At 65.4% G+C, this 13,777-nt stretch carries 11 protein-coding genes and 1 pseudogene; 8 read left to right on the forward strand and 4 right to left on the reverse strand.

The genetic code is table 11. The features are described 5' to 3' along the window. Nucleotides 1–20: 20 nt before the first annotated feature. The gene (locus tag ABZ624_RS15305) at nt 21–530 is read right to left on the reverse strand and encodes a protein phosphatase (RefSeq protein WP_360087585.1); all 510 of its coding nucleotides are present in this window, start codon (nt 528–530) and stop codon (nt 21–23) included. A 101-nt stretch (nt 531–631) separates the two neighbouring features. Between ABZ624_RS15305 and ABZ624_RS15310 the strand changes: the two genes are divergently transcribed. Beyond that, nucleotides 632–1,435 (forward strand): nuclease-related domain-containing protein, encoded by an 804-nt coding sequence (locus ABZ624_RS15310; protein WP_360087588.1) that lies wholly within the window; start codon nt 632–634, stop codon nt 1,433–1,435. Between the two features lie 73 nt (nt 1,436–1,508). Continuing rightward, nucleotides 1,509–1,631, forward strand: a pseudogene (locus ABZ624_RS15315) (NERD domain-containing protein); the annotation flags it as partial. Nucleotides 1,632–1,794: 163 nt separating this feature from the next. Here ABZ624_RS15315 and ligD read toward each other — a convergent pair. Next, on the reverse strand, nt 1,795–2,682 hold the full coding sequence (gene ligD, locus ABZ624_RS15320) for a non-homologous end-joining DNA ligase (protein ID WP_360087591.1): 888 nt from the start codon (nt 2,680–2,682) through the stop codon (nt 1,795–1,797). Nucleotides 2,683–2,750: 68 nt separating this feature from the next. On the opposite strand from ligD, the gene ABZ624_RS15325 reads away from it, so the two are divergent. The 5 genes from ABZ624_RS15325 to ABZ624_RS15345 all read left to right on the forward strand — a co-directional run bounded on the left by ABZ624_RS15325 (nt 2,751) and on the right by ABZ624_RS15345 (nt 7,116). Beyond that, nucleotides 2,751–3,788 (forward strand): Ku protein, encoded by a 1,038-nt coding sequence (locus ABZ624_RS15325; protein ID WP_360087594.1) that lies wholly within the window; start codon nt 2,751–2,753, stop codon nt 3,786–3,788. Between the two features lie 870 nt (nt 3,789–4,658). Then, on the forward strand, nt 4,659–4,802 hold the full coding sequence (locus tag ABZ624_RS15330; protein WP_360087597.1) for a hypothetical protein: 144 nt from the start codon (nt 4,659–4,661) through the stop codon (nt 4,800–4,802). A 226-nt stretch (nt 4,803–5,028) separates the two neighbouring features. Further along, nucleotides 5,029–5,598 (forward strand): hypothetical protein, encoded by a 570-nt coding sequence (locus tag ABZ624_RS15335; RefSeq protein WP_360087839.1) that lies wholly within the window; start codon nt 5,029–5,031, stop codon nt 5,596–5,598. A 128-nt stretch (nt 5,599–5,726) separates the two neighbouring features. Next, nucleotides 5,727–6,581: a nuclease-related domain-containing protein gene (locus tag ABZ624_RS15340; RefSeq protein ID WP_360087600.1), complete on the forward strand. Its 855-nt coding sequence runs from the start codon at nt 5,727–5,729 to the stop codon at nt 6,579–6,581. Nucleotides 6,582–6,708: 127 nt separating this feature from the next. Further along, on the forward strand, nt 6,709–7,116 hold the full coding sequence (locus ABZ624_RS15345) for a hypothetical protein (RefSeq protein WP_360087603.1): 408 nt from the start codon (nt 6,709–6,711) through the stop codon (nt 7,114–7,116). A 734-nt stretch (nt 7,117–7,850) separates the two neighbouring features. Here the strand turns inward: ABZ624_RS15345 and ABZ624_RS15350 are convergent. Together ABZ624_RS15350 and ABZ624_RS15355 are read right to left on the reverse strand one after the other, a co-directional pair. After that, nucleotides 7,851–8,429, reverse strand: a complete 579-nt coding sequence (locus ABZ624_RS15350; RefSeq protein WP_360087606.1) for a hypothetical protein — start codon at nt 8,427–8,429, stop codon at nt 7,851–7,853. Between the two features lie 139 nt (nt 8,430–8,568). Beyond that, nucleotides 8,569–11,655: a type ISP restriction/modification enzyme gene (locus ABZ624_RS15355; RefSeq protein ID WP_360087609.1), complete on the reverse strand. Its 3,087-nt coding sequence runs from the start codon at nt 11,653–11,655 to the stop codon at nt 8,569–8,571. 879 nt (nt 11,656–12,534) lie between these two features. On the opposite strand from ABZ624_RS15355, the gene ABZ624_RS15360 reads away from it, so the two are divergent. Beyond that, nucleotides 12,535–13,770, forward strand: coding sequence for a helix-turn-helix domain-containing protein (locus ABZ624_RS15360; protein WP_360087612.1), 1,236 nt, complete (start codon nt 12,535–12,537; stop codon nt 13,768–13,770). Nucleotides 13,771–13,777: the final 7 nt, after the last annotated feature.

Genomic DNA, 13,777 nt, shown 5'->3' on the forward strand with positions numbered 1-13,777 from the left:
GAGTGGTGCTGGAAGAGAGGCTACTCGGCCAGCTCCTCCAGCAGCCGCACCGTCGACAGGCCCGCGCGCAGGTACTCCACGAACAGCTCGTTGTGCAGCGCCCAGGCCGAGCGCCGGGCCCGGATCAGCTGGATCACCTCGTCGGGCGACGCGTGCCCCCGCTGGAGAAGCGCATGGGCGACGACCAGGCCCGAGCGGTTGTACCCGTGGTAACAGCGCACGAGGATCCGGCGGCCGGCGTCCAGGGCCTCGTTCGCCGCCCGGGCCAGCCGGATCACCCCGGCGAGCTGCGTCCCGTCCAGCGGGCCGTCCGGAATCGGCCACACATGGTGCTCGACCCCCAGGGCGGGGCCGTACCCCGGCAGCCGCAGCAGTGTCTGCACCACATCGAACTCATCCCGTACGACGGCGAGCTCCGGCCGCCCCGACCGGCCCCGGAACTCGTGCCCGCCCATCCACAGGCCGGGCACGATCTCGTTCCACGGGCTCTCCGGAGCCGGTACGTCGGGCTGCTTTCCGCGGATCCGCACCGGCGCCTCCCCAACTCCCCCTCGCGGGGCCGCCCTCCACGGTAACCGGTCTTGCCCCGGGAGCACCCCGCCTGTTCCCATGGTCCGAGGGGTGATGGCGCATGAGCGCACTGCGCGTGGTGCCGGCCTATCGGCACGGGCGGGAACGGTTGTACGTCTGCCGCCCGGACGGAAGCAATGTCGCCTGGTACGACCGTGAGACGGGCCGGGTCAGTCTGCTCGGCGAGGACAGCAGGGACGACGTACTCCACGCCCTGAAACCCTTCCTGACCGGCCCGGTGACCGTAGGACCGCCCCCGGTTCCCACCCCTGCGGAACTGGCCCGGCTGACCCTGCACCCCGACGACGACCTCGCGCCCAACCGCCCCGGCGAGACCCTCCTCGTCGCCCTCGAACGCGACCCCGGCCCCACCCACCGGCTGCGCCCCGACCCACGCCGCCGCGCCCTGGCCGCCGAGGAGGCCGTCGGTGCGGCCCTGGACGCCCTGGAGGGCGCCGGCTGGCACACCCTGCACTCCGTCCCCCTCCCCGGCGGCGACCGCATCCACCATCTGCTGCTCGGCCCCGGCGGCCTGTTCGCCCTACACGCCCTGTACGCCCGCAAGTCCCGGGTCCAGGTCGCCGACCCCATGGTCACCGTGGGCCGCCGCGAGCCCGAGCCGCTGCTGCGCCGGCTGCGCGCCGTCGCCGACCGCGCCTCCTACGCCCTGACCGCCGAGGTGCGCCCGGTGCTGGCCCTGGCGGGCCCGGCCGAGCTGACCGTGACCGCCCGGCCCCGGACGGTACGCATCCTCCAGGACACCGAGCTGCCGGGCCTGGCCCAGCTCGGCGGGGTGCTGAAGCCGGCGGACGTGGAGGCGCTGCACGCGATGGCCAGGGATAGGAGGACGTGGGGGAGGGTGTAGGGGCGCAGGGGGCACCGGGGGCGCAGGGGTGGCGGCTGACCGTGGCTGCCCCGTGGCTGCCCGGCCCGGGGCGGTGCGCATCCTCCGGGACACGGAGCTGCCGGGCCTGGCTCGGCTCGGCGGGGTGCTGAAGCCGGCGGACGTGGAGGCGCTGCACGCGATGGCCAGGGACCGGAGGACGTGGGGGAGGGTGTAGGGGGCGCGGGGGGCGCGGGGGGCGCAGGGGTGGCGGCTGACCGTGGCTGCTCGGCCCGGGGCGGCCTGTATCTCAGTGGTCCCGGAGCGCCCTTCCGCAGGGGTTGCAGGGGACGGAGTCCCCTGGCCGGGACGGGTGGGGGCGGCTGGGGCGACCTCCCTCGTCACGGCAGACCCGCGGCCGCCCCCGCGTCCAGCAGCGGCGCCAGCAGATCCCCGTGATCCTGCAGCCGAGGCGCGATGTCACCGGCCAGGAATTCCAGCTGACCAGGGCTCCGGCAGTCGGCCACCTCCCCCCAGGTCACCGGTGCCGAGACCAGCGGGGCCCGGCGGGCGCGCAGCGTGTAGGGCGTGGCCGTGGTCTTGCGGGCCGCGTTCTGGCTCCAGTCGACGAACACCTTCCCCGGCCGGAGGCTCTTCGTCATCCGGTGCACCACCAGCCGCGGCATCGCCCGCTCGGCCTCCACGGCGAGCGCCTTCGCGTACTCACTCGTCCGTTCGGACGAACCCCCGCGCACCGCGGCCAGCAGATGCAGCCCCTTCGAGCCGGCCGTCTTCGGATACGCCTCGATGCCGTCCGCCGCGAGCCGCTCCCGCAGCCACAGGGCCACCTCACAGCAGTGGACGACGGTCGCGGGCGCGCCCGGGTCGAGGTCGAAGACCAGCCGGTCGGCCTCGTCCGGGGTCTGCACCAGCCACTGATGAGTGTGGAACTCGGTGACGAGATTCGCCGCCCAGACCAGGCTGGGCAGATCCTGCACCACCACCATCCGGGCCGGACTGTCCGCCGACGACCGCGGCACCTCTGCGGTCGTGACCCACTCGGGCGTGCCCGGCGGCACGTTCTTGGTGAAGAACAGCTGGCCGTCCGGGCCGTCCGGATAGCGCAGGAAGGACACGGCCCGGTCGCGCAGATGCGGCAACAGCACCTCGGCGCTGGTCGCGTAGTAGTGCAGCAGCTCCCCCTTGGTGAAGCCGGTCTCCGGATACAGCACCTTCTCCAGGTTGCTGAGGGCGACCCGCCGCCCCTCCACCTCTGTGATAGGCGTCATAAGATGACAATCCCAGAAAAAACGGTGAAATCGGAGCAACCGGTGTCCTCAAAGGAAGGGTGCGGCACGTGCGATCGATCTGGAACGGCGCCATCTCCTTCGGGCTCGTCAGCATCCCGATCAAGCTGGTGAACGCCACGGAGAGCCACTCGATCTCCTTCCGCCAGGTCCACACCGAGGACAACGGCCGCATCCGCTACCGCAAGTTCTGCGAGCTGGAGGACCGGGAGGTCACCCAGTCGGAGATCGGCAAGGGGTACGAGGACGCCGACGGCACGATCATCCCGATCAGCGACGACGACCTGTCCCACCTCCCCATCCCCACGGCCCGCACGATCGAGATCGTCGCCTTCGTCCCGGCCGACCGGATCGACCCGCTCCAGATGGACGCCGCGTACTACCTCGCGGCCGGCGGCGCCCCGGCCGCCAAGCCGTACGTCCTCCTGCGCGAGGCCCTCAAACGCAGCAACAAGGTCGCCATCGCCAAGTACGCGCTGCGCGGCCGCGAACGCCTCGGGATGCTGCGCGTGGTCGGCGACGCCATCGCCATGCACGGCCTGCTGTGGCCGGACGAGGTCCGCGCGCCCGAGGGCGTCGCCCCGGACACCTCCGTCACCATCCGCGACAAGGAACTCGACCTGGCCGACGCCCTGATGGACACCCTCGGCGAAGTCGACCTTGCGGACCTGCACGACCAGTACCGGGAGGCGCTGGAGGAGGTCATCGCCGCGAAGGCCTCCGGCGAGGCCCCACCGGAAGCGCCCGCGCCGGCCGACGGGGGCAAGGTGCTGGACCTGATGGCGGCCCTGGAGAACAGCGTCCGGGCGGCCCGCGAGTCCCGCGGCGCCCCGCCCTCCCTGGAAGAGGCCGAGGTCAGACCCCTGCCGCGCCGCTCCGTACCGAAGGAGGCGGACACCAAGAAGTCGACATCGACATCCACGGCCAAGAAGAAGGCAGCACCGGCGAGGAAATCCACGTCCAAGGCGGCCGAGGGCACGAAGAAGGCGGCGGCGTCGAAGACCACGGCGAAGAAGACGGCACAGAAGAAGACAGCAGAGAAGAAGACGGCACAGAAGAAGACGACGTCGCGCCGGCGAACGGCTTGAGGGCGACGTTTTGAGCGCTGCTTCCACCGATCCCCAGCGAGTGCCCCGGCCGGATGGACGAACGAGTCCGTGTGAGTTTGGGCGTGCACGGCGTGCACAAGAAAGGCCCTGAACCGCATTTCTGCAGTCCAGGGCCTTGCACAGAAGTGCCCCGTCAGGATTCGAACCTGCGCACACGGCTCCGGGGGTCCGTACGTCTCTGAAAACGCTGCTGATCAGCTCTTGGCCAGGCAGGGGGGGGCCGATTCGGTCCACAGGAGGTCCTCCGCCCCCGCAAGCTGACGGGCAGATCCGGAAGGATCGGCGGCCTCAGGGGCCGTTATCTGCCGGGCCGCCTGCCAGGCGTACGAGAACGGCGCTGGCTGAGGCAGCCATCCGCATCCGCCTCACCTAGTGCGACGCCCACTCCATCAGCGGGACGGATGACGGGCCGCCGACCTTGAGACCCCGCCCGCACAACGCGCACCCATCGCCAACTACCCTTGCTGTCACGCAACCTGACCGAGCAGAACACAAGTCAAGCTGTTGACGAGCTGTCGAAAGATCGTCGACGACCTGACGAAAGTCGGCCTGCTCACGGGGGTTTACCAGGCAGTCGCGTCTGTCCACGGGGACGACCGGACACGGTCGGCTGCCCTTTCTGTGGACAGTCGATGTCGATAGTCGATAAGGAGCACGGCAATGTTGAAGAGGTCACTGGTGGCCGTTATGAGCGCTTCCGCCCTCGCGGTTGGGGCGTTGGGACTGAGTGCCGGATCTGCCTCGGCTGCTTCCACCTGGAAGCTGAAGGCCACGTGCAGCTCGGTCAACATACGAGCGAAGTCCAGCACCAGTGCGAAGGTCAATGGCGTCGCTTACAAGGGTGACCTCATGAACGGCACAAAGGTGGACTACAAGGGTTACAAGGACATCAAGGTGGACAAGGCCTGGATCTACGGCAAGGTGGTCCGCAAGGACCACAAGGTCATCTACGGCTGGGCCGCGCTCAAGTGCTTCAACCCTTACGAGCAGTAGGGGAAACCTGCTCGGACAACCCCACGGCCTCTGACCGTTTCATCCGGTCAGAGGCCGTTCGCCTGGCGTTGGGCGTGGAATTTGAACCCTCAGTGACTCGTGCCACGACGGTCTTCAAGACCGCTGATCCTCCAGGTGATCGGGTTCGAATCCAGCCGCCGACACCGTGCCGATATCGTCTAGCTCGCGCCCCGTCTCGTGCCTCAAAATTCTCGGCGTGGCAGACATGGGACCTACCGAAGAAGAGACGTCGGACGGGCTGTTGGGCTGGTGCCTGGTGGCCAACGTGGCGCGAGAGACCGCGCACGGCGAGAGCGGCCTCGACATCCAGCACGGCACGAAGCACTTCCGTGCAGGCGCCCTGCTGTGGCTCCCGCCCGTCCGCTGGGACCCTGGCCACTGCCGCTGGCCTGCGGTGGGTCGACACCGAGGCAATGGCCGCCGGTACGTCAGCATGGTCGTACGCACGGAAGACCTGGAGAACTTCCGGGTCAAGGGTGTCTACAGCGAAGCTCTCGTCCGCAGCCTCAATGGCCACGAGCACGACCCGGCCGCCCCGCGGACCCTGCAGAACGCCTGGACCCGCGAGCGGGCTCAGAAAAGGGCGGACGCCTGGAACCAACCCCGGGAGCCCGTCCGCATCGACGGCCACTCCCACCCGTGGATCTCCGTTCCCAACCCTCCGCCCGCAGAACTCCAGATCGACGGTGAGACCCTGCACCTCGCCCACTACGGCACCAGGGGAACCCACTACAGCCGCACACCCCCTCCCGTGGAATGGACCCCCGAGCCCTGAGAGGGCCCTTCGAAGGTGCGAGCGGGGAAGTAACGCCGCCGGTGGTGATCATGTGACGTACCACGGTGGCCTCGTCTCGCTTGCTGCTGGCATGTCGGCAACGTCCATGTGAGAGCACATGAGGCCTTGTGGAGCTGCACGTCGCGCGCTGGAAGCGGTACGGACATGATCGCCTGTACGCCAACCTGCCTGATGGCATCGCGGTCGGTTGGGCGGATGCCACGACTGGGGGCATCACGGTCTTGCGGGTCGAGTATCGCGACAACGTGATCGCCGTGCTTGCACAGTACTTACAGAACCTCACCGAGCCTGCCCCGCCATACAGGGCGTCCGAGGCTCAAGCAGGTCCGATGCTGCCGCCTCTGACGCCGGCCGACGATCTGGCCGTCAACCCTCCCGGGCAGTCCTTGCGCGATCTGCTCGCCGAATCCGGCCCGAGGCTAATGGAGCGAGTCGCCTCACGGCTTCTGCGGCGCCCCACTGAGTGGGACTCCTGGCGAAAGGGATTAGCGGGGGAGCGGCGAGTGGGAGCCGAGTTGAACCGCTTGGGGCGCCACGGCTGGCGCGTTCTGCACTCCGTTCCCTTGGCCAACAAAGTGGATATCGATCACTTACTGATCGGGCCTGGTGGAGTGTTCAGCATCAATACGAAGCATCATCACAAGAGGGCCGTATGGGTCGGCGACGACTCCGTGAAAGTCGATCACGGGAAACCGGCACCCTACGCACGCAAGAGCCGGGCAGAGGCCAAGCGAGTCGCGCGAGTGCTTGAGCGCTATTGCGACTTCCCGGTACCGGTGGAGCCAGTGCTCGTCTTCGTCGGTGTCATCGAGCTGAAGGTGGTCGCTACGCAGCTCGATGTCCAGGTGTACCAGGAGCGCCAGGTATCGGCACTCGCTCCGCTTTCAGGCGTGCTCACGGCCGACCAGGTGGAGCAGGTGTACAGCGTTGCTCGCCATCGCCAGGCTTGGAGCCAGGCCTGAGCCGGGCATCCCGATGGGGTGCCGGCCGTTCCCACTGGAGCCATGGGCGGCCCCGCATGACTTGAGCTTCCGTCTCCGGGGCTATTGTTCCGTCGCCTTCTTCCCTTCCCCCCGCAGAGGAGCGCCGGTGCGCAGGGCTGCTTGCATCGCCCTCGGTCTGATCCTGATCGTCGAGGCTCTCTGGCTGTTTGTTCTGCTCGCCGGGATCACTGTTATCGCTGTGGCCTTCCCTCGCGAACCTGGCCGCCCCAGCCCTACGTGGATGACCTATGTCTCCTTGGTTATCGCCCTGCTCTGGGCCGCCGCATGCCTTTTGGGCGCTTTCCGGTCCTTCGCCCGTGCATACCGCTGGCCGACCGCGACCTGGTCCCGGGGCTTCGTTTTCCTCGCCGTCGGCCACCTCGCCGTCACTGTCCTGACCGCAACCGACGGCTTCCCGCTCGTGGCTCTCGGTGAACTTGCGTGCGTGCCTCTTGTCCTCCTGGCTGCCCGGCCCTCGCGCTCCCGCGCTTCGACGCCTAACAGCATCCGGTAGTTCAAGAACAGTGGGGTGCTGTGGACCGACCGTCCAGCGACGTCGTGGCTTTCTGGGGCTCACCTGCGGTAACGCCTCAAGATCCGGTCCACGCCTCGTCCACAGACCCCGACATACGGCCGCTTCGGGCCGCATACGGCTGCACAAACGCGAAGACCCCGGCCTCAGCGTTTCCGCTGGTGACGGGGTCTTTGGGCACCTCATACAGGGTGCCCCCGGCAGGATTCGAACCTGCGCACACGGCTCCGGAGCACAATCAGAGATTGGCTTGCAGATCGACCCTGACCAGCCAGTTCCTTGATCCCGAAGGGCGTGGGGTGCCTCCTGTATCGCAGATAGTGCGAAATCGGAAGGCGCCTCCGGCTCCTGCGTCCGTTGAGAGGTCGGCTTCCCCGACGGGCTCTCCCCCCGGGGTGTTACAGCCCTCTGTGACCGGACAGCCCGGACAGGGGTATTTGAGCTGTCCGGACCATGTATGCAGGTGAGGGTCATTACCGGGCAGCCGGACCGGTGGGACAGCGGAGAGCCACGAGAGGGCCCGAACTCTCGAATGCGGGCCCTCTCACAGGTCCGAGTCGCTTACTCCGGAGTGGATGCAGCGATCCCGTCGCATACCTCGTCTGACCTGCAAAAAGGAGATCTAGGGCGACCCGGCGACGGAGAGTGTGTCGCCCGTGTCGCCGAACATGGGCCTCGGATCGTGGACTGACCTCACCTGGTACTCGCCAGTCGAACTAGATCCAGCCGATGCGGCGCAGCACGGGCACAACGCGGGTCACCGCATAGAACGCGGCGTGGGCCCCATCGTCGCAGTCCGGTTCGAACAGAGCGCAGAGCTCGCCCTTACCGGGCCGATCGCCGGTGACGATTTCTCCCTTGCGGCCGATGTCAGCAATACCAAGTCGGCATGCCGCACGGATGAGGGTTGCGCCGCATTCAGAGTCGAGAGCGTCGAGCGTGTGCGGGTGCTGGTAGACCGGCCAGCCGTCTGCCGCGAAGGTGATCGTGCGTGCGGTCATCCACGTGTGCTGTTCGTCGTCGCAGTAGTAGATGCCGGCGCGGCGCCGCTCGTAGAACTTGGCCATCTCGCGGGGCAACTCGGGGAGGTGCTCGGGCATGATTGTGCGAATGTCGCGCTCTCCGACCTCCCATGTAATGTCCCGGACGGTGATGCTAGTGCGATCCTCGACGGTCAATGTCCAGTCGGAAGCGAAGCCCTGGGATCGTTCTTTTGTGAAGGTCAGGCCCTGGAGGTTGAACAGGTTTTCGGGCGGTGTGAGAGCTATGCCCTTCCCAAGCTCGATCAGGGACATATGAAGCCTGCCGTTCTCCGTACGTGCGGGGGCTCTGGTGCTGTCGGACTGGATTGTGGATAACCGTCAGTTGTAGAACCGGTCGCAAGAAGGGACGGGGCACCCGGAGGTTCCGTCCCTTCTTATCTCCTGTTGTCCCTCAGAAGATGGCCTCACCCTCGCCTGCCCGCGGCAATCGGGTGGCGTACTCGGGGACAGGGAGAACGCCTGCCGCTGTGAGGTCGTTCACCGTAATGCGTGGTCCTTGGCAAATTTCGCCCAGCAGTTGGCGCTGCTCTGGCTCAAGATCAACCAAGAGACCAAGGATGTTGAGCAATTCGAGCAGCTCAGAAGTCCAACCAGGGAGCCAGGTAGACGAGCACTCGTGGTCGAGTGAGCGTAAACGCTTTCCCGCAGGCTCCCTACGACGGTAGCCGAACCATTTGTCCAGCACATTCATGCCCGACACTGAGTACCGTCGCACCTCTGGCTCAACTGGCCCAACACAGCCAGCGCCTATCCAGAGCTGCTTTGCCGCCTCGTCATATCGCATAGAGGTTGGCATGCCATCTGCAGTGTCTGGGATTGTCACTATACTGACCGGGCGTCGTTCAGTCGGCAGGCGGGGGCTCTGAGGCCCCGCAGGCCTCCCTGCGCTGGCATCGGCAAAGCGCTCACCGAAAGTATGCAACCACAGCACTCGCCGCCCAATTCCAACTGCCCGGGCCCAGAGTTCCGCGGCGGCTGTAAATGGTATGCGCGTGCCAGGGACTTCCAAATCCTCAGCAAATTGCTCAGTGTAGGCGGGATGGGAGGTCACAGCTGCTATGTAGGCGATGAGCTCTTCCGCGCTCACTGGCACGCTAAGACGCTGAGATACGACTTGGAGCAATTCGGGGGTGACATTAGCAGTTTGCCCGGCTGCATCCCGATAGAGAGGCCGGACCGCCCCGCTGCGCCCATTGAAGTAGTGCATGTCTGGGATGAAGGCGCTAAATACAAGGCCGGGACCGTTTGTGATCGCGTGGGCATTTTGCTCTACAATGAAGAGTTGTGAAGCGCCACGTACGCGCCACAGGTCGGGTCGAGGCACGACCATCAAGCGATTGTCTGGGATCACCCACTGCCGGTCGAAGGCTCGGTAGCCAACACGTACTGGATCCAGCATCCTGCGGCGTTCCTGAGCGAGTGTCACGGCCCCAGTATCTTGGATGCCCGGAAGCGGTCCCACCTTAGTCTGTAGATTGCGGTCGCGAGCTTCTCCGAACATTTCTCTTTTATCGGCTTCGTCAGCCGCCACGAAGAGATCCCAACGGCGCTTCAAAGTCGCCTGGTCCGGTGCATACACCCACACGCGACCTGGTGTCACTCCTCTGGATGACCACGGCATGAGGTCGCTGAGTCGTGGGCTTGATTCCCACAGATCGCTGCCCGGAGGAAGGAACGGAGCGCTTTCACCGGTAGCGCAGGTTCGCCACCGGCTATCGCCAAGACTGAGGTCCGTCAATTCTTGTATCTTCTGAAGGCGGTGGCCGGCCAGGGAGACGTGCCTCACAACTGCAGGTGGCTTCACTGCCTCCGGTTGATCGCCGGGGCGGCTCCACCGCACAAAGATTGCGATGCATAGTTCCTGAGCGACCTCGGGGAAGATCCTAGTAGCACCATCTGGCCGTTGGCCTTCAGGTGAGAGATCGATGATCCAGCCTTCGTCTGCGACCGACCGTAGGTACTTGCGCATGCCTGCGAATCCCGCGCCCTTGATCCACGCGCGCGGTGTGATGAAGGTGATGACGCCGAACGGGGATTCATTGTGGCATTCAAATACCTTCCACGTGGCCCAGTTCCAGAAATAGACGTACAGGTTCGACATCTTCGACTCGTACTTGCCGTTGCCCGGGAGTCGAAAATTCGCTAGAGGGGCCCGAACTCCCGAATCGGGGTCGCCGAGCTCAACCCATTTCCCTGCACCGTGCTTCACTGCGTCGTACGGCGGGTTACCCAGAACGACCATGACTCGCTCGTCGCGCTTTACCTTGTTGGCTTGCTTTCGCGACTCCGCGATTGCCTTAAAGGTACCGGGCAGCCAATTGAATTCGTCTTTTGGGTTGTCGAGAGTGTTCGTTACGTATAGCCGCAGGCCGTGCGCTGGAGCAGAAGACTTCAGATCCTTGAGTCGGGCGTGCATGCGCAACTCGGCGACTGCGTAGGGGCCAGTTTGCATTTCGAAGCCAATAAGTCTCTGCCCCGTCATCTCGCGAAGGCGTGGCCCCACGGCGCCCGGTCCCTCGTCTTCGTGGATCGATTTGGCGGCCCGGTCCAAGATATTGAGAAGGAATGTACCGGTCCCCATCGCCGGGTCGACGACTACAACCTGCGGCGACGCGAAGCCATTGGCTATTCCTAGGCGCTGCCGTATTACGTCCTCGGTGAGCCTGACCATTGCCTCGACGACTCCATTTGGCGTGTAGTACGACCCAGTGCGTTCACGCAGTTTTGGGTCGTAGACCTGAAGGAAGTCCTCGTACAGGCGCAGATATGCATCGCCGGAGCCGTCGTCGAGGCGTTCCCAGTCAACCGGGCCGATAACGCGTATCAGGGTGTCGAGGGTCGTCGAAAGGCCAGTGAGGGAGTCGTCCGTCAGCACATCCAAGGCCTTGCCCATGAGGGAATGTTTCTTGCCGAGCTTGGTGGCGATCCCGTGCATGGTGTCGTGTTCGAAGACAATTCCCTCTACGCGGGCAAGCAGCAAGGCGAAGACCACAGTCTGTGCGTACTGATCGGCGAATTCTTCTTCGCTCTGTTCTGGGAAAAGTAGCTTTCCCCAGTCCTCCTTGAGGACTGTTAGCGTCTCCAGGCGCTTCCCGGCCTTTTCTAGGCGCAAAGCTTCCCGGACCTCAGAACAGAGCAGCCGGCAGAGGCCAGCCACGGCACGCACCAACTGTGTAATGGTCCGCGGCGGCTGCGGTTTCCAAGTCAGGAAGTCGAATAGCACACGGGAAATGCCATCGTCGGCTGGCGCCAGCTTGCTTCCCGCAGTCTTGACCGACTGGTTCATCCGCACGGTTTCGCCGACACGGTGACCGTTGCGATAGAGACCCCATTCATTGCCATCCGTATACAACACGTTTGGCAGAAGCTTGAGTTTTCGCCATTGACTCGCGTTCCGGCCATTGAAGGAATCCGGATCCGCACCGACACCCGGTCTCTTCAACTCCACGTGGCCAACTAGCGCGTCGGCGATATTCACGGCATAGTCTGGGCGGGCGCCGAGGTCAACGAGAGGGACCTCACCGATCAGAACCGATTTCAACCCAAGCGCTCCAGCTGCACTTGTGATGAGGCGCTCAAACGGCCCCCGGAGTTGATCTTCCGTGCCGGTTGAGCCTCTGAGTTTAGGCTTTAATTCTTCTCCGAACATAGCTACCGCTTCACGAACGGTAGACTCAAAGCTCCCCAAGCCGGACATCGGCCCCCCAATTACTTGCATATGCCAGGCGCTGATGACCCGTCACCATATGGCCGATGGTGATCTGCGACAAGGGATCGCGTTGCGTTCCGTGAGTGGGCGATGAAGCACGGCGGAAGGCGCGTGCGCCCCCCTTGCTTCTATCTGCACGCGTGACTGCGAGGCAGGGCCTGTTGGCAGGATGCTGGGCTGCGTACGGGGCTCTCCGCTGTGCTCGGGTGCGTCGCCAACTCGTATCGGCCGGCCGGGCCCGCGTCATGCACTGGCCTTGAGTAGGTAGGAAAAACCTTTCCTTTCTGTATTCCCTCGTGAGACACAGATCGGAAGTCGCCGCTCGCTCCTGCGGCCCGTCGAGAGGTCGGCTTCGCCGAGGGGCTGTAACACCTGAGGGGTGTTACAGCCCGTCTGTGACCGGACAGCCCGGACACCGTCGCTTTGAGGTGTCCGGGCTGTCTGTGCAGGTGAGAGCCCTAACCGGACAGTCGGACAGCGCGGACACCTCCCAGTGCGGCTTCAACAGACCCTGACATTCCGTCCGGGTCCTCTTCTGCGCAGTGCCGCACTCTGGCCTAGGCGGTAAGGGCTGAGATCGTTTACCCGTTCTCGGCCGCGTCGGTACCGTTACAGGCGCCCCTACTCAGCAGCGGGAGGCAACACCCCATGCGTGGTCTTGGAGATCACCTCAGCATCGGTGAGCGCATCGCGTTCTACCGGAAGCGTCGTGGCTGCACGCAAGAGGTACTGGCCGGCCTGGTCGGACGTAGCACCGATTGGCTCGCGAAGATCGAGACGGGGCGTCGCAAGCCACCCCGCATCGACATGCTCACGGAGCTGTCGCGCATCCTGCGCGTTCCCCTCGGGGACCTGCTCGGGCAGACCGTTCTCATGGAGGACGAGCGGCATCAGGATGACGTCCCCGCTGTACGTGACGCGCTCATGAGCCCGCGTCGGCTCTCGCGCCTGCTCTTCGGCCCCGAGGCTGAGATTCAGCTGCCGGCACCCGCCCCGGTGGCCGTACGGGTGGAGCAGGCATGGAACGACTACCAGGGCGGACGGCTCGGCAGCGTCATCGGCGCTCTTCCCGCGTTGCTGCAGACCGCCCAGGAGCTGGAGGATCGCGCGACGCGCCACGGTGACGACCGCGGCGCTTGCTGGGCAGTGTCGGCCCGTACGCACCACCTTGCTGCTACGACGCTCGCGAAGATCGGTGAGTCCGACATCTCATGGCTCGCTGCTGAGCGCGCGATGCGAGCCGCTGACGAGTCGGACGATCCGCTCGTGCTGGCCTCCGCGGCACGGTCCGGCACACATGCTCTGCTTGCCAATGGGCGCTATGACGATGCCCTCGAACTGGGCAACACGGCCGCAGCATGGCTGTCGTCCCAGGTGACAGGACACAACCCCGCGGCGCTCAGCCTGCTCGGCATGATCCACCTTCGGGCCGCTGTCGCGGCGGCGCGCCACCAGGACCGGCCCACCGCGACGGCGCTGCTGAATCGTGCCGAGGAACTCGCGGATGACCTCGGCTCTGATGAGAACTACTGGCAGACCGGCTTCGGGCCGACGAACGTACTGCTCCACCGCCTGTCCGTTGAGCTGGACCTAGACAATGTCTCGTACGTGGTGGAGCACGGCCGGATCAATGTCGATCACATGCCGCAGGAGCGCAGCGTCTCGCACCGCATCGACTTCGCGCGTGCGTTGTCGCTTGCCGGGCAAGGGGATGATGCGTTCGCCGAACTGCGTACGGCTGAGTGCACGTCGCCGCAGCTTGTGCGCAACAATCCAAGGGTGCGCGAGACGTTGCGAGACCTGATCAAGCAATCCCCGGTCGCCGGCGGTTCGCGTTCGTCCGAGGTGTTCGCGATGGCTCAGCGGTGCAGGGCGGTGCAGTGAGTTCAGT

This window comes from Streptomyces sp. NPDC007205 (genome assembly GCF_040634095.1).
Taxonomy (GTDB): Bacteria; Actinomycetota; Actinomycetes; order Streptomycetales; family Streptomycetaceae; genus Streptomyces.

Bases quoted from the DNA above. Each gene is read 5' to 3' on its own strand.
- ABZ624_RS15310 (WP_360087588.1), top strand. From the start codon at position 632: ATGAGCGCACTGCGCGTGGTGCCGGCCTATCGGCACGGGCGGGAACGG.
- ligD (WP_360087591.1), bottom strand. From the start codon at position 2,682: ATGACGCCTATCACAGAGGTGGAGGGGCGGCGGGTCGCCCTCAGCAAC.
- ABZ624_RS15330 (WP_360087597.1), top strand. From the start codon at position 4,659: ATGAACGGCACAAAGGTGGACTACAAGGGTTACAAGGACATCAAGGTG.
- ABZ624_RS15335 (WP_360087839.1), top strand. From the start codon at position 5,029: ATGGGACCTACCGAAGAAGAGACGTCGGACGGGCTGTTGGGCTGGTGC.
- ABZ624_RS15350 (WP_360087606.1), bottom strand. From the start codon at position 8,429: ATGTCCCTGATCGAGCTTGGGAAGGGCATAGCTCTCACACCGCCCGAA.
- ABZ624_RS15360 (WP_360087612.1), top strand. From the start codon at position 12,535: ATGCGTGGTCTTGGAGATCACCTCAGCATCGGTGAGCGCATCGCGTTC.